Annotated in this window: 16 protein-coding genes; 11 read left to right on the forward strand and 5 right to left on the reverse strand. The window is 48.6% G+C overall.

What is annotated here, in order from left to right; all coding sequences use genetic code 11:
* Nucleotides 1-4 precede the first annotated feature (4 nt).
* Both mlaE and mlaF read right to left on the reverse strand, forming a co-directional pair.
* On the reverse strand, nt 5-787 hold the full coding sequence (mlaE, locus tag EDF88_RS11805; RefSeq protein WP_064514217.1) for a lipid asymmetry maintenance ABC transporter permease subunit MlaE: 783 nt from the start codon (nt 785-787) through the stop codon (nt 5-7).
* Nucleotides 788-794: 7 nt separating this feature from the next.
* The gene (gene mlaF / locus EDF88_RS11810) at nt 795-1,610 is read right to left on the reverse strand and encodes a phospholipid ABC transporter ATP-binding protein MlaF (RefSeq protein WP_064514090.1); all 816 of its coding nucleotides are present in this window, start codon (nt 1,608-1,610) and stop codon (nt 795-797) included.
* A gap of 231 nt (nt 1,611-1,841) precedes the next feature.
* Between mlaF and EDF88_RS11815 the strand changes: the two genes are divergently transcribed.
* The 11 genes from EDF88_RS11815 to npr all read left to right on the forward strand — a co-directional run bounded on the left by EDF88_RS11815 (nt 1,842) and on the right by npr (nt 9,829).
* Entirely contained in the window at nt 1,842-2,819 is a 978-nt protein-coding gene (locus tag EDF88_RS11815; protein WP_134184816.1) for a calcium/sodium antiporter, read from the forward strand.
* A gap of 15 nt (nt 2,820-2,834) precedes the next feature.
* The gene (gene kdsD, locus EDF88_RS11820) at nt 2,835-3,821 is read left to right on the forward strand and encodes an arabinose-5-phosphate isomerase KdsD (protein ID WP_134184818.1); all 987 of its coding nucleotides are present in this window, start codon (nt 2,835-2,837) and stop codon (nt 3,819-3,821) included.
* 16 nt (nt 3,822-3,837) lie between these two features.
* Nucleotides 3,838-4,404 (forward strand): 3-deoxy-manno-octulosonate-8-phosphatase KdsC, encoded by a 567-nt coding sequence (gene kdsC / locus EDF88_RS11825; protein ID WP_064514096.1) that lies wholly within the window; start codon nt 3,838-3,840, stop codon nt 4,402-4,404.
* Complete coding sequence (gene lptC / locus EDF88_RS11830) at nt 4,401-4,976, forward strand: LPS export ABC transporter periplasmic protein LptC (RefSeq protein WP_064514098.1); 576 nt, start codon at nt 4,401-4,403, stop codon at nt 4,974-4,976. The genes kdsC and lptC overlap by 4 nt, the downstream gene beginning before the upstream one ends.
* The gene (lptA, locus tag EDF88_RS11835) at nt 4,945-5,502 is read left to right on the forward strand and encodes a lipopolysaccharide ABC transporter substrate-binding protein LptA (protein WP_064514100.1); all 558 of its coding nucleotides are present in this window, start codon (nt 4,945-4,947) and stop codon (nt 5,500-5,502) included. The genes lptC and lptA overlap by 32 nt, the downstream gene beginning before the upstream one ends.
* 6 nt (nt 5,503-5,508) lie before the next feature.
* A complete protein-coding gene (gene lptB / locus EDF88_RS11840) occupies nt 5,509-6,234 on the forward strand; it encodes an LPS export ABC transporter ATP-binding protein (RefSeq protein WP_034459758.1) in 726 nt (241 codons plus the stop codon).
* A 104-nt stretch (nt 6,235-6,338) separates the two neighbouring features.
* Nucleotides 6,339-7,772: an RNA polymerase factor sigma-54 gene (rpoN, locus tag EDF88_RS11845; protein ID WP_134184820.1), complete on the forward strand. Its 1,434-nt coding sequence runs from the start codon at nt 6,339-6,341 to the stop codon at nt 7,770-7,772.
* A gap of 22 nt (nt 7,773-7,794) precedes the next feature.
* Complete coding sequence (gene hpf, locus EDF88_RS11850; protein ID WP_064514104.1) at nt 7,795-8,082, forward strand: ribosome hibernation promoting factor; 288 nt, start codon at nt 7,795-7,797, stop codon at nt 8,080-8,082.
* A gap of 78 nt (nt 8,083-8,160) precedes the next feature.
* Complete coding sequence (gene ptsN, locus EDF88_RS11855) at nt 8,161-8,652, forward strand: PTS IIA-like nitrogen regulatory protein PtsN (protein ID WP_064514106.1); 492 nt, start codon at nt 8,161-8,163, stop codon at nt 8,650-8,652.
* Nucleotides 8,653-8,705: 53 nt separating this feature from the next.
* The gene (gene rapZ, locus EDF88_RS11860; protein WP_064514108.1) at nt 8,706-9,560 is read left to right on the forward strand and encodes an RNase adapter RapZ; all 855 of its coding nucleotides are present in this window, start codon (nt 8,706-8,708) and stop codon (nt 9,558-9,560) included.
* A complete protein-coding gene (gene npr / locus EDF88_RS11865; protein ID WP_034459769.1) occupies nt 9,557-9,829 on the forward strand; it encodes a PTS phosphocarrier protein NPr in 273 nt (90 codons plus the stop codon). The genes rapZ and npr overlap by 4 nt, the downstream gene beginning before the upstream one ends.
* Nucleotide 9,830: 1 nt before the next feature.
* Here npr and mtgA read toward each other — a convergent pair whose 3' ends face one another.
* The 3 genes from mtgA to arcB all read right to left on the reverse strand — a co-directional run bounded on the left by mtgA (nt 9,831) and on the right by arcB (nt 13,792).
* Nucleotides 9,831-10,559 carry a monofunctional biosynthetic peptidoglycan transglycosylase gene (mtgA, locus tag EDF88_RS11870; protein ID WP_064514110.1) on the reverse strand — a complete coding sequence of 243 codons (729 nt, stop codon included), beginning with the start codon at nt 10,557-10,559 and terminating at the stop codon, nt 9,831-9,833.
* The gene (gene elbB, locus EDF88_RS11875; protein WP_064514111.1) at nt 10,556-11,209 is read right to left on the reverse strand and encodes an isoprenoid biosynthesis glyoxalase ElbB; all 654 of its coding nucleotides are present in this window, start codon (nt 11,207-11,209) and stop codon (nt 10,556-10,558) included. The genes mtgA and elbB overlap by 4 nt, the downstream gene beginning before the upstream one ends.
* Before the next feature lie 234 nt (nt 11,210-11,443).
* Nucleotides 11,444-13,792: an aerobic respiration two-component sensor histidine kinase ArcB gene (gene arcB, locus EDF88_RS11880; RefSeq protein ID WP_134184822.1), complete on the reverse strand. Its 2,349-nt coding sequence runs from the start codon at nt 13,790-13,792 to the stop codon at nt 11,444-11,446.
* Between the last annotated feature and the right edge of the window lie 50 nt (nt 13,793-13,842).

Consider the following 13,842-nt stretch of genomic DNA (forward strand, 5'->3'; position numbering starts at 1 on the left):
GAACTTAATTCCCAAACATCAGTGCAGTGAGCACAAAATCCAGCCCTAAAACGGCCAATGAAGCGTGCACAACGGTTCGTGTTGTTGCCCGGCTAATCCCTGCGGACGTAGGAATAGCATCGTAGCCATTGAATAACGCAATCCAGGTAACGGTTATCGCAAACACTACGCTCTTGATAACACAGTAAATCAGATCGGTACGCCAGTTGACGGCATCTTGCATGGCAGACCAGAAGAACCCAGAGTCGATTCCCTTCCAGTTCACACCAACCAGCGCTCCTCCCCATACCCCTACTGCGACAAAGATAAGCGTCAGTAACGGCAAGGAAATTACACCAGCCCAGAAACGAGGAGAAACGACACGGCGCAAAGGATCAACCGCCATCATCTCCATACTGGAAAGTTGTTCTGTTGCCTTCATCAGGCCAATTTCGGCGGTCAAAGCCGAACCTGCGCGACCAGCAAACAACAGCGCTGCCACCACAGGCCCAAGCTCACGCAATAGCGACAAGGCAACCAGCATCCCCAGGCTTGATTCCGCACTATAAGTCGTCAGAACTAAGTAGCCCTGCAAGCCAAGAACCATGCCGATAAACAGACCAGAAACGATAATAATCAGCAGCGACAATACGCCGACGTTATACAGCTGGCGAATCAGCAATGGCGCATGTTTGCGGAATTCCGGTTTCCCCACCAGCGCATTAAAAAGCATTATCCCGGCCCGGCCGAATGACGCGCAGGTTTTCAGTCCCCGCTGCCCGAACGATGCCAGTGCATTAAAGAGCATGAGTAACTTAACTCCCTGTTTTTGATAATAAGTCATTCCGATAATCCGTTGCCGGATAGCGGAACGGTACTGGTCCATCGGCAATACCATCAAGGAACTGACGAACCCGAGGGTCACAATTTTCGCGCAAAGCGGTTGGAGTCCCTTCAGCGACAATATGCTGATCTGCTGCAATATAGGCGTAATCTGCGATGCTCAGCACTTCAGGTACATCGTGCGAAACCACAATACAGGTAACACCCAATGCGCTGTTTAATTCTGAAATCAGTTTAACCAGCACACCCATTGTAATAGGGTCCTGACCAACGAATGGCTCATCAAACATTATAAGGTCAGGTTCGAGTGCGATGGCACGCGCAAGTGCAGCTCGTCGAGCCATACCGCCAGAGAGTTCGTTTGGCATCAGTTTAGCGGCTCCACGTAATCCCACCGCCTCAAGCTTCATCATAACGGTGCTATGCAGCAACTCCTCCGGCAAGCGGCGATGTTCGCGAAGCGGATATGCCACATTTTCGAAGACATTGAGATCGGTAAATAACGCGCCGGATTGAAACAGCATGCTCATACGTTTACGCACGTTATATAGTCGTGAGCGCGACATAGCCGGCACGTTTTCACCGTCGAATAGGATTTCGCCATTGTCAGGCTGAATTTGACCACCAATCAGCCGCAACAATGTCGTTTTACCAATTCCTGAAGGCCCCATGATGGCCGTAATTTTGCCACGAGGCACGTTCAGAGAAATATTGTCAAAGATGCGCCGACTGCCGCGAGTAAAACTAACATCGCGAATTTCGACCAGATTCGTCTGCGTCTGGCTCATCATCTTTCCTTTTATCAAGTTCACGGACGAAGCATTGGATAGCAACTCAGTTCCAACCCAACATTTTCACAGAATGTTATCAGCCCTGATTAGCGAAAACTGGCATTTGTTTTACTTTTCTGCCACATAAAGTCAGAATTAAGAATTCATACCATGGCCTACAGATCTGTATGCTCTGCCGGTACTTTCACAGCACGAGACCGGCGATTATACCTGAATAAAGGATTTTGCATGCTGTTAGCTACAGCTCTGTTAATTATCGGTTTGCTTTTGGTCGTCTATGGCGCGGATCGTCTGGTGTTCGCCGCCTCGATACTTTGCCGTAGTTTCGGCGTTCCGCCACTCCTTATCGGTTTAACCGTTGTAAGCATCGGGACATCATTACCTGAACTGCTTGTCGCAAGCTCTGCGGCTCTAAATGGCCAATTGAATTTAGCGGTGGGAACAGCATTAGGTTCGAATATCACCAATATCTTACTGATTCTCGGCTTAGCGGCACTTTTGCATCCATTTACCGTGAATTCCGATATTCTACGGCGTGAATTGCCCCTAATGTTAGTCGTCAGCGGCGTGATCGGATGGCTTCTTTTTGATAACCAGCTTAGCCGTATTGATGGCGTAATACTGATTGCTGTCGCAGTAGCTTATCTGCTGTTTACGATTAAAATAGCTCGCCTTGCCGGAAATGAAGGGGCTGACAACCTGACCCGCGAACAGCTGGCAGAGCTTCCTCGTGAAGGGAGCCGTCCCGTCGCATTTTTATGGCTCGCCGTGGCTTTAATTATTATGCCGATGGCCACTCGCATGGTTATCGATAACGCCAGCGTACTCGCACATTACTTTGGCGTAAGCGAGTTAGTGATTGGCCTGACGATTATTGCTGTAGGCACGAGCCTGCCTGAACTTGCAACGACCATCGCAGGTGCACGTAAAGGTGAAGACGATATTGCGATTGGCAATATTATCGGCTCGAACATATTCAATATTGTTTTGGTATTGGGTATTCCTGCCTTGATTGCACCGGGTGAAATTGACCCGCATGCCTTTGCTCGTGACTATTGGGTCATGTTGGTAGTCAGTGCCATTTTTGCAGTACTTTGCTGGCGTAAATCACGCTCTATCGGCAAGGCAGCAGGTGCTCTGTTAACATGTAGTTTCTTCGTATGGATTGTGATGCTGTGGTTTATTGCATCACCTGTCGTAGGGTAAAGCGGAACGGAAATTATGTCACAGATAGAATTACAACCGGGTTTTGACTTTCAGCAAGCAGGTAAAGAAGTACTGAAGATCGAACGTGAAGGCCTGGATCAGCTTGAGCAATACATCAATACAGACTTCTCTGCGGCCTGTGAAAAAATGTTTTATTGCCAGGGCAAAGTAGTTGTCATGGGTATGGGCAAATCGGGTCACATCGGTAAAAAGATGGCGGCAACTTTTGCAAGTACCGGTACACCTTCGTTTTTCGTTCACCCAGGTGAAGCAAGCCATGGCGACCTCGGCATGGTTAGCACGCAAGATATTGTTATCGCTATTTCAAACTCTGGCGAGTCAAACGAAATTCTGGCGCTGATTCCGGTTCTCAAACGATTGCAGGTGCCACTGATTTGCATCTCAAGTCGCCCGGAAAGTTCAATGGGCAAAGCGGCCGATGTCCATCTTTGTGTCAAGGTTCCCCACGAAGCTTGCCCGTTAGGACTGGCTCCAACATCCAGCACCACGGCAACACTTGTGATGGGTGATGCGCTTGCTGTTGCTCTGCTGAAAGCTCGTGGCTTTACTGCAGAAGATTTTGCACTTTCTCACCCAGGCGGTGCATTGGGACGTAAACTGTTATTACGTGTCAGCGATATTATGCACACTGGCGATGAGATCCCCCATGTCAGTAAAGATGCTTCATTGCGCGATGCATTACTGGAAATAACGCGCAAAAATATGGGTATGACCGTAATCTGTGACTCCCTGATGAAAATTGAAGGGATCTTCACTGATGGTGATTTACGTCGAGTCTTTGATATGGGCGTTGATCTCCACTCCCTGAATATCGCAGATGTCATGACTGTCGGCGGAATTCGTGTTCGCCCAACGCTATTGGCGGTTGATGCACTGAACTTGATGCAGTCCCGCCATATAACCTCAGTACTGGTTGCAGATGGCGAGCAACTACTGGGTGTGGTACATATGCATGACATGCTACGCGCAGGCGTGGTTTAACAAAGGATTAGCCTTAATGAGTAACCATGAAGCGTCTCTTGCCACTTGTTATGGGCCGGTAAGCACGCGCGTGATGGAGCGGGCAGCAAACGTGCGCCTGCTTATTTTAGACGTTGACGGTGTAATGTCTGACGGCCTGATTTATATGGGTAATAGCGGCGAAGAGCTGAAAGCATTCAACGTGCGTGATGGCTATGGAATTCGCTGTGCACTAACCTCTGATATCGAAGTGGCGATTATTACTGGCCGGAAAGCAAAACTTCTTGAGGACAGGTGCGAAACGCTTGGCATTACCCATCTTTATCAAGGTCAATCTGACAAGCTGCTGGCTTTTCAGGATCTATTAGATAAGCTCGCCATTCCAGCTGAGCAAGTGGCTTATGTCGGGGATGATTTAATCGACTGGCCTGTAATGGCTAAAGTAGGTTTGAGTGTCGCGGTAGCGGACGCTCATCCTTTACTTATTCCTCGTGCAGACTACGTTACACGTATTGCTGGCGGACGAGGAGCAGTACGCGAAGTCTGCGATCTCCTTTTACTGGCCCAAGGAAAGCTTGATGAGGCCAAAGGGCTATCTATATGAGTAAGACCAGACGTTGGGTTATCATCCTGCTTTCATTGCTGGCACTGGTATTGATTGGTGTAAATCTGGTCGATAAAGACACTGTTGCACCACAGACAGTGAACAGTAACGAGCCGACCTATAAAAGTGAACATTCTACGACCCTCGCCTACAGTCCTGAAGGGGCTTTAAATTACCGGCTGGTCGCAGAACACGTTGAATACTTTTCCGACACTGCTGTTTCATGGTTCACCAATCCGGTGATGACACAGTATGACGAAAACAAAGTAGCAACCTGGTCATTACGGGCAGATCGCGCCAAACTGACTAACGATCGGATGCTGTATTTGTACGGAAATGTGGTGCTGACAGCCCTGACACCAGATTCACAGCTACGCAAAATTACCACGGACAATGCGCAGGTTAATTTAGTCACTCAGGATGTTGCGTCTGATGACCAGGTAACCTTGTACGGAACCAGCTTTAACTCTACCGGCCTCAAAATGCGTGGAAACTTACGCAGCAAAAATGCCGAGCTGATTGAAAAGGTTAGAACATCCTATGAAATCCAGAATAAACAAACTCAGCCGTAATTTAGTACTGACTAGTACGCTTTTAGCCGCCAGTTTTTCGGCATTTGCGCTGACCGGTGATACCGATCAGCCGATTCACATTGAATCTGACCAACAGTCGCTGGATATGCAAGGCAACGTCGTCACCTTCACCGGCAATGTGATCGTGACGCAAGGCAGTATCAAAATTAACGCTGATAAAGTGGTTGTGACCCGTCCGGGCGGTGAGCAAGGTAAAGAAATCATTGATGGCTACGGTAATCCAGCCACGTTCTATCAGATGCAAGATAGTGGTAAACCCGTTAGTGGCCACTCAGCGACCATGCACTATGAGTTGCAGAACGATTTTGTCGTACTGACTGGCAATGCCTATCTTGAGCAGGTCGACAGCAATATTAAAGGCGACAAAATTACCTATTTGGTTAAAGAGCAGAAAATGCAGGCCTTTAGCGAAAAAGGGAAACGTGTCACCACAGTTCTGGTCCCTTCTCAATTGCAGAAAAAAGACGGCCAGGCTCCGGCGCCAGCCCCGAAAAAGAGTAACTAATTCGTTATGGCTACTTTAATTGCAAAACATCTCGCCAAAGCCTACAAAGGCCGCCGCGTTGTTGAAGACGTCAGCCTGACCGTTAAATCAGGTGAAATTGTCGGTTTACTTGGCCCTAACGGTGCAGGCAAAACCACGACTTTTTACATGGTTGTTGGCATTGTGCCGCGTGATGCAGGGAACATCATTATTGATGATGAAGACATTAGTCTTCTGCCGCTTCATGCTCGTGCCCGTCGCGGGATTGGGTATTTACCGCAAGAAGCGTCAATATTCCGTCGCTTAAGCGTGTTCGATAACTTGATGGCTGTCCTGCAAATTCGTGATGACCTCAGCGCTGAGCAGCGTGAAGACCGTGCGAATGAGTTGATGGAAGAGTTTCACATTGAGCATCTGCGCAATAACCTCGGGCAGTCTCTGTCTGGTGGTGAGCGCCGTCGTGTTGAAATTGCCCGCGCTCTGGCTGCAAACCCGAAATTTATTCTTTTGGACGAACCTTTTGCAGGTGTTGACCCAATCTCCGTCATCGACATCAAGCGGATTATCGAGCACTTGCGCGATAGCGGGCTTGGTGTGCTGATTACTGACCATAACGTACGCGAAACGTTGGCCGTGTGTGAACGAGCCTACATCGTAAGCCAGGGCCAGTTAATTGCCCATGGCACGCCTGCGGAAATCCTGGAAGATGAGCATGTTAAGCGCGTCTATCTGGGCGAAGAGTTCAGACTCTGATAGGGTAGGAAGTATAATTATTAATACTCTGGGTAATTCGAGTTGCCCTCGTTCCTGCAACTCGAAGTATGCCGGGTATATACCTGAGGAAGCTCGCTCTGAATATGAAGCAAGGTTTGCAATTACGGCTTAGCCAACAACTTGCTATGACTCCACAGTTACAGCAGGCAATCCGCCTGTTGCAGTTGTCAACGTTAGAGCTTCAGCAAGAACTCCAACAAGCCCTGGAAAGTAACCCACTGCTTGAGCAAACCGATCTGCATGAAGAAATTGAAACTCAGGAAGTTCGTGAAAACGAAGCGTTAGATACCCGTGAAGCTCTCGAACAAAAAGAGATGCCTGACGAATTGCCGTTAGATACCAGCTGGGACGAGATCTACACCGCGGGCACACCATCAGGAACAGGCTCTGATTACAGTGATGACGAGCTGCCGGTTTATCAAGGGGAAACTACCCAGTCACTTCAGGATTACCTGATGTGGCAGGTCGATCTCACTCCGTTCTCTGATACCGATACTGCCATTGCGACATCTATTGTCGATGCTGTCGATGAGATGGGTTATCTCACGGTTTCGCTGGAAGAAATTCTGGAAAGCATGGGCGATGAAGAAATCACGATCGACGAAGTGGAAGCGGTACTTAAACGCGTCCAGCGTTTTGATCCTGTTGGCGTTGCCGCACGCGATCTCCGCGATTGCTTGCTCATCCAACTTTCTCAGTACGCCAGAGAAACACCGTGGCTGACCGAGGCACGACTGATTGTCAGCGATCATCTGGATCTACTGGCCAACCATGATTTCCGTAGCCTGATGCGCGTCACTCGCCTGAAAGAAGAAGTTCTGAAAGAGGCAATGTGCCTGATTCAGTCTCTGGATCCACGCCCAGGCCAATCGATTCAAACCAGTGAACCCGAATATGTCATTCCCGATATTCTGGTCAAAAAGATTCAGGGGCGCTGGACGGTAGAATTAAACGCCGACAGCATTCCACGCCTTAAAATTAATCAGCAGTACGCTGCAATGGGTACCAATGCCCGCAATGACAGCGACTCACAATTTATTCGCAGTAACCTGCAAGAAGCGAAGTGGTTGATTAAAAGTCTTGAAAGCCGCAACGATACGCTGCTGCGCGTCAGTCGCTGTATCGTTGAGCAGCAACAAGGTTTTTTTGAGCACGGCGAAGAGCACATGAAACCGATGGTTCTTGCTGATATTGCCCAAGTAGTCGAAATGCATGAATCGACTATTTCCCGTGTGACCACGCAAAAATATTTGCACAGTCCACGCGGCATTTTTGAATTGAAGTATTTCTTCTCAAGCCATGTGAATACCGAAGGCGGAGGCGAGGCCTCATCTACGGCGATTCGGGCACTGGTGAAGAAATTAATTGCTGCGGAAAACCCTGCGAAACCTCTGAGTGATAGCAAGTTAACGACTATGCTATCCGATCAGGGGATCATGGTGGCACGCCGCACTGTTGCGAAGTACCGAGAGTCTTTATCCATACCACCGTCAAATCAGCGTAAACAGCTGGTATGACTTAACCGATAAGGAAGACACTATGCAGCTCAACATTACAGGACAAAACGTCGAAATCACTGACGCACTGCGCGATTTTGTGAGTACGAAGTTTGCCAAACTGGAGCAGTACTTCGATAGAATTAACCAGGTCTACATTGTGTTAAAGGTTGAAAAGGTCACGCATATTGCCGATGCAACGCTTCATGTGAATGGTGGTGAAATCCATGCAAGCTCTGATGGCCAGGATATGTATGCGGCAATTGATGGCTTAATTGATAAACTGGCGCGCCAGTTAACCAAACATAAAGATAAACTAAAACAACACTGATAATCCGGGCAACTGTTCCAGCATAGACGGCTCGTTACTTAACGGGCCGTTAGCATAACAGGGTGCTTAGGTGAACTTATGATGAACAACGATTCTGCTCTACAACTTAGTAATGTCCTGAACAAGGAATGTACTCGTACCAACGTACATTGCCAGAGTAAAAAACGTGCACTGGAAATCATCAGTGAGCTGGCAGCAAAGCAACTCGGCCTGCCACCACAAGTGGTTTTTGAAGCCGTGCTGACGCGCGAACGTATGGGGAGTACCGGTATCGGTAACGGTATCGCTATACCTCATGGGAAGCTGGAAGAAGATACCACCCGCGCGGTTGGGGTGTTTATTAAACTGGAGACCCCTATCGCATTTGATGCGATTGATAACCAGCCGGTAGACCTCATGTTTGCGCTGCTTGTACCGGCGGATCAAACAAAAACGCATTTGCACACATTATCTCTGGTGGCAAAGCGTCTGGCAGACAAAACAATTTGTCGACGCCTGCGTTCTGCGCAAAGCGATGAAGAGCTTTATCAGATCATTACCGAAACAGAACATGGTAGTGAAAGTGAATAATCTGGCTGTGATTGTGTTGACATCACAGCAAGAGAAGTTGGGGGAGTGAAAAAATGGTGCTGATGATCGTCAGCGGCCGCTCTGGTTCAGGGAAGTCTGTAGCCTTGCGTGCACTAGAAGATATGGGATTCTACTGCGTAGATAATCTACCAGTGGTGCTGTTACCTGATCTTGCCAAAACTCTCGCAGAGCGAAAAATTTCTGCGGCAGTGAGCATCGACGTGCGTAACATGCCGGAAAACCCGGAAATTTTTGAACAGGCGATGAGTAATCTGCCTGACTCATTTTCGCCACAATTATTATTCCTCGACGCCGATCGCAATACGCTGATCCGTCGTTATAGCGACACGCGTCGATTGCATCCACTTTCCAACAAAAATCTTTCGTTAGAAAGTGCAATTGATGAAGAAAGTGACCTGCTGGAACCACTGAAATCCAGAGCTGATCTGATTATCGATACCTCTGAAATGTCAGTGCACGAACTTGCGGAAATGTTGCGTACGCGTCTGCTCGGCAAACGTGAACGCGAATTGACTATGGTGTTCGAGTCCTTCGGCTTTAAACACGGTATTCCAATCGATGCTGACTACGTGTTCGACGTACGCTTCCTGCCAAACCCGCATTGGGATCCGAAGCTTCGTCCGATGACTGGTCTCGACAGACCTGTCGCTGCGTTCCTTGACCGTCACACCGAAGTGCACAATTTTATCTACCAGACACGCAGTTATCTTGAGCAGTGGTTACCGATGCTGGAAACCAATAACCGCAGCTATTTGACTGTGGCAATTGGTTGTACAGGCGGTAAACACCGTTCAGTTTATATTGCTGAACAACTGGCAGACTATTTCCGTTCGCGCGGGAAAAATGTGCAATCCCGTCACCGTACGCTGGAAAAACGCAAAACATGACAGTAAAACAGACCGTTGAGATCACCAACAAACTGGGCATGCACGCGCGCCCAGCAATGAAACTGTTCGAACTGGTGCAAAGCTTTGATGCCGAAGTAATGCTGCGTAACGAGGCTGGCACGGAGGCGGAAGCCAACAGCGTGATTGCATTGCTGATGCTGGATTCCGCTAAAGGTGGACACATCGAAATTGAAGTTACCGGGCCTGAAGAAGAGCAAGCCTTGAATGCGGTTATCGCCCTGTTTAATTCAGGTTTTGACGAAGACTAATTTACTTCAGCTCATTCTGCGCCATGAATGACTCGCCACCCAACTGGCGCATCTGGCGCAATATCCATTGCTGCCGCTGGTGTACATAGCCAGAAGGTGCATTCGCTTTAAAGCGAATCGGATTGGGCAATACAGCAGCCAGCAATGCCGCTTCTGATGCCGTCAGACGGCTTGCTGGTTTGTGGAAATAGCGCTGTGAAGCGGCTTCCACACCAAAAATCCCCTCGCCAAATTCCGCGATATTTAGATAAACCGTGAGAATGCGGCGTTTAGTCCAGACGGCCTCCATACCCAGCGTTAGCCCAGCCTCAAGACCTTTACGGACATAGCTTCGTCCATCCCACAAAAACAAGTTCTTGGCAGTTTGCTGAGAAAGTGTCGATGCGCCGCGAACGCGATTTTCATTACGTTCATTATGGGCAATGGCCTTTTCGATAGCATTAACGTCAAATCCCCAGTGGTTGGGAAATTTCTGGTCTTCTGCCGCAATAACCGCAAGCCCCATCAACGGTGAGATCTCATCCATACTTACCCAATCCGAGTGAGCTACGTAACCGAAATCACCGCTAAACCAGGCGCTGAGCTGCCTCTCTACCATTACGGCTGAAAACGGCACAGGCAAAAAGCTAAACAGAATAACCCCCGCCAGCCAGACTCCGGCGAAAGCCAGTACACCGCGAAATAGCCAGCGCCTCAGGGTACTCAAGAGCGCAATTCGCCCTTTCTTCATGCAGTCATATCCATAACGCGAGCGACCAGTTTCTCGATGCCCAATGCGGCTTCATCAATACGTGTTGCCAACATATAAGCTGGCGTGGTCACTACTTTTTGCTCTTCATCAACCACGATATCATCGACCGGGCAAGGGACATGTTCTGCCCCCATCTCTTCAACTATTTCTGCGGTGTCGATATCCGTGCCAATGGTCAAACGCACTGGTACATCAAGAATCTTTGGCAACATCACAGGAGCAATACAGATAAAACCAAGAGGCTTACCCTGCGCGTGACAATCCCTGGCAAGGCGGCGTAAATCGCCATCAATCTGACACTCACTACCTTTACTGGCAAAATCGCACAGATTTTTTGCCGCACCAAAGCCACCTGGAACAATCAACGCATCCAGTTCGTTAGCATCGGCCAGCTCCAGTGGAGTAATAGCCCCCCGGGTAATTCGAGCTGCTTCAACCAGTACATTACGATGCTCAATAGATTTATTATTAGTCAGGTGATTAATAACTTCCGCTTGAGGTTTATCAGGTGCAAAACAAACAGCTTCAGCGCCAGAGCGAGCGATTGCCAATAGAGTAATAACCGCTTCTTGAATCTCGCTACCGTCGTAAACCCCACTGCCACTAAGCACCACACCAATCTTCTTCATTCGGCCATTCCTATTGATCATGCGATAGTTATCATCAGTTATTATGATTTGATCGCTATGCTTCACACATTTTACTGATTCACGTAACAAATCATTTAAGATTTGCTATCTTAATGCCTGAGCAGCATACGAGATTATCGGCTGCGCCGACTGGATAAAAACTTATAACTTACGGCGCAACCGGGCTTTTCCCTGGTGTTGGCGCAGAATTCGCGCACCCCGGTTTATCCGGGGTCATTTTTTGGGGGCGTTAGCAACCCAGGCTTTCAGAACATCAACATCGTGTTGCCATTCATGCTTCAATTCTTCAATCCACTCACCCACATTTTCTGACCAGGCTGGTAAGTCCGGCGACTGAATTTGCTGAGCAACTTGCTGTAAATGGCGCAATCCAATAGATCCCGCAGCACCTTTAATTTTATGGCCTTCTTCCACCACACCTTTCTGGTCGCGAGCGGTCATATTGGAATCCAACACACTCAGGTAACCCGGCATCATTTTTTCAAACATCGCCAGTCCATCAGTAATCAGTTTTGGTCCTACTAAGTCCATGTACTGCTCAAGCATCGGAATATCGAGCAAGGCTTGTTGCTTTTCACTATTAACTTGAGACATTGGAGACTCCTTTTCAGACTCTGATTTTTGGTTGTCCCAGAATTTTTGGATCATCGCCATCAACGCCGGAACTGCGAGTGGTTTGCTCAGCACATCATCCATGCCAGCATCCAGATACTCTTTTTTATCTTTCAATACGTTAGCAGTCAAGGCCACCAGCGGCGGTAAATCTTCACGGGCGTAACGTGTTGTCAGCTGACGGGAAATATCCAGCCCCGTCATATCAGGCAACTGAATATCCAATAGCACCAGGTCATATTCTCCCGGGGTGAATTTTTCTAACGCCTCTTTGCCTGTCATTGCGACATCTACGCTATTACCCAACTTTTCAAGCACCGAGCGTGCAACAATCACGTTGAGCTCAATGTCTTCCACCAGCAACACGTGCAACGCTGGCAGCGGCATTTCGTCGTCTTCAAGGGTATCTTCAACTTCATCCGCCACGCGCGGTGCCTGAATTGTCAGGGTAAACAGAGAGCCTTCACCCGGCTTACTGCTAACGGTAATATCGCCACCCATGCTCTTAGCCAGACGGCGCGATACCGCCAGACCAATCCCCGTACCGGTTGCTGGTTTACCACCGTGGCTATCTTTCACCTGATAATACATGGCGAAGATCTTGTCCTGCTCATCCTGCGGAATACCAATACCGGAATCCTGCACTTCAAAGCGCAGCGTATTCTCTTCTTCATACTGCACACGCACAGCGACTAACCCGCCTTTCGGGGTGAACTTCACGGCGTTGCTGATGAGGTTCCAGAGAATCTGGCGCAAACGCGTACCGTCCGTCACCACTTTATGCGGCAACGGTAGGGTTGGGTTCATTTCAAGCGTCAGCCCTTTTTGCTGCGCCTGCAAGCCGGAGAGGTTTTCGAGATCAGCAAGGAAGCTGGTGAAATCAATTGGTTGGTTATCAAGCTGAACCTTACGGCGTTCAAGCTTATCCATATCAATGATATCGTTGAAAATATTACCCAGCGTGATCGCCGAAACGTGAATGGTCTTGAGATAATTTGTTTGTTCAGCATTCAGTTCGGTATCAAGTAAGATACGGCTTAAACCGACGATACCGTTCAGCGGTGTACGTAGTTCATGGCTAATCGTAGAAATGAAGGTAGTTTTGTCGCGGCTGGCGCCCTCAAGCGCATCCTGATAACGCTTACGCTCAGTAATATCGCGACCAAAGCCCATCAAGCCATGGCGTTTGCCGACACGGTCGTAATAAGGCACTTTACGAATTTCAAAACAGGCTTTACGCCCATCGGGGTAATCCAGCCATTGTTCGTAGGTAAGGGAAACATTATGACGAAATACTTTTTCGTCCGTTTCGATAACCTTCTGCGCCGCTTCTGGCGAATAGACATCTTCCGGTTTCAAGCTAATCAGCTGTTTTTCGCTTTTGCCCGTCAACAGTTCCATCGCACGGTTACAACCCGAAAACTCTTTGTCCTCATTGCGATAGAAAACCAGGTCCGGGGAAGCATCAAGGAAAGAGCGTAAGAATGACGACTGCTGCTCAAGCTGGAGTTGCGTCTCTTCACGCTCCTGCATCTCAACTTTCAATTGCTCAAGCATGGTACGGCGTTCATCTTCGGCTTTAACGCGGTCGGCAATTTCCTGGTTCAACTGTGCAATGTTGTCTTTGAGCTGCACATTGAGTTTTAGATCGCGTTCGCGCATCTCTTCAAGTTTCTGCACCAGCTTTGAAAGCCGCTGGCGCGACTCTTCGAGCTGTTCAACCACCACGGATAGGAAATAGACGGCCCAGGGCGTAATTAACAGGCCAAAGAAGATAGAACGGACAACATCAATACTTTCAACCTGGCCACGTAACAGCATGGTCACGGCCATTTGCACCACAATAGCCAACACCACAAGGGCAGAGGCCAGCAACAACGAGAAGCGCACTAATCCGAGCTTCACCATCAAATCAACGTAATATTGTGCCAGTAACCGGATTTGCTTCATGGAACGTTTCCCTCGTCATCAATCAGCTAAATATACCGCACGCTTAGGGA

The organism is Buttiauxella sp. BIGb0552 (assembly GCF_004366275.1).
In the GTDB taxonomy this organism is placed as follows: domain Bacteria; phylum Pseudomonadota; class Gammaproteobacteria; order Enterobacterales; family Enterobacteriaceae; genus Buttiauxella; species Buttiauxella gaviniae.

Bases quoted from the DNA above. Each gene is read 5' to 3' on its own strand.
- mlaE (WP_064514217.1), bottom strand. From the start codon at position 787: ATGCTCTTTAATGCACTGGCATCGTTCGGGCAGCGGGGACTGAAAACC.
- arcB (WP_134184822.1), bottom strand. From the start codon at position 13,792: ATGAAGCAAATCCGGTTACTGGCACAATATTACGTTGATTTGATGGTG.
- lptB (WP_034459758.1), top strand. From the start codon at position 5,509: ATGGCTACTTTAATTGCAAAACATCTCGCCAAAGCCTACAAAGGCCGC.
- kdsD (WP_134184818.1), top strand. From the start codon at position 2,835: ATGTCACAGATAGAATTACAACCGGGTTTTGACTTTCAGCAAGCAGGT.
- rpoN (WP_134184820.1), top strand. From the start codon at position 6,339: ATGAAGCAAGGTTTGCAATTACGGCTTAGCCAACAACTTGCTATGACT.
- hpf (WP_064514104.1), top strand. From the start codon at position 7,795: ATGCAGCTCAACATTACAGGACAAAACGTCGAAATCACTGACGCACTG.
- mtgA (WP_064514110.1), bottom strand. From the start codon at position 10,559: ATGAAGAAAGGGCGAATTGCGCTCTTGAGTACCCTGAGGCGCTGGCTA.
- npr (WP_034459769.1), top strand. From the start codon at position 9,557: ATGACAGTAAAACAGACCGTTGAGATCACCAACAAACTGGGCATGCAC.
- mlaF (WP_064514090.1), bottom strand. From the start codon at position 1,610: ATGAGCCAGACGCAGACGAATCTGGTCGAAATTCGCGATGTTAGTTTT.
- lptA (WP_064514100.1), top strand. From the start codon at position 4,945: ATGAAATCCAGAATAAACAAACTCAGCCGTAATTTAGTACTGACTAGT.
- EDF88_RS11815 (WP_134184816.1), top strand. From the start codon at position 1,842: ATGCTGTTAGCTACAGCTCTGTTAATTATCGGTTTGCTTTTGGTCGTC.
- ptsN (WP_064514106.1), top strand. From the start codon at position 8,161: ATGATGAACAACGATTCTGCTCTACAACTTAGTAATGTCCTGAACAAG.
- kdsC (WP_064514096.1), top strand. From the start codon at position 3,838: ATGAGTAACCATGAAGCGTCTCTTGCCACTTGTTATGGGCCGGTAAGC.
- lptC (WP_064514098.1), top strand. From the start codon at position 4,401: ATGAGTAAGACCAGACGTTGGGTTATCATCCTGCTTTCATTGCTGGCA.
- rapZ (WP_064514108.1), top strand. From the start codon at position 8,706: ATGGTGCTGATGATCGTCAGCGGCCGCTCTGGTTCAGGGAAGTCTGTA.
- elbB (WP_064514111.1), bottom strand. From the start codon at position 11,209: ATGAAGAAGATTGGTGTGGTGCTTAGTGGCAGTGGGGTTTACGACGGT.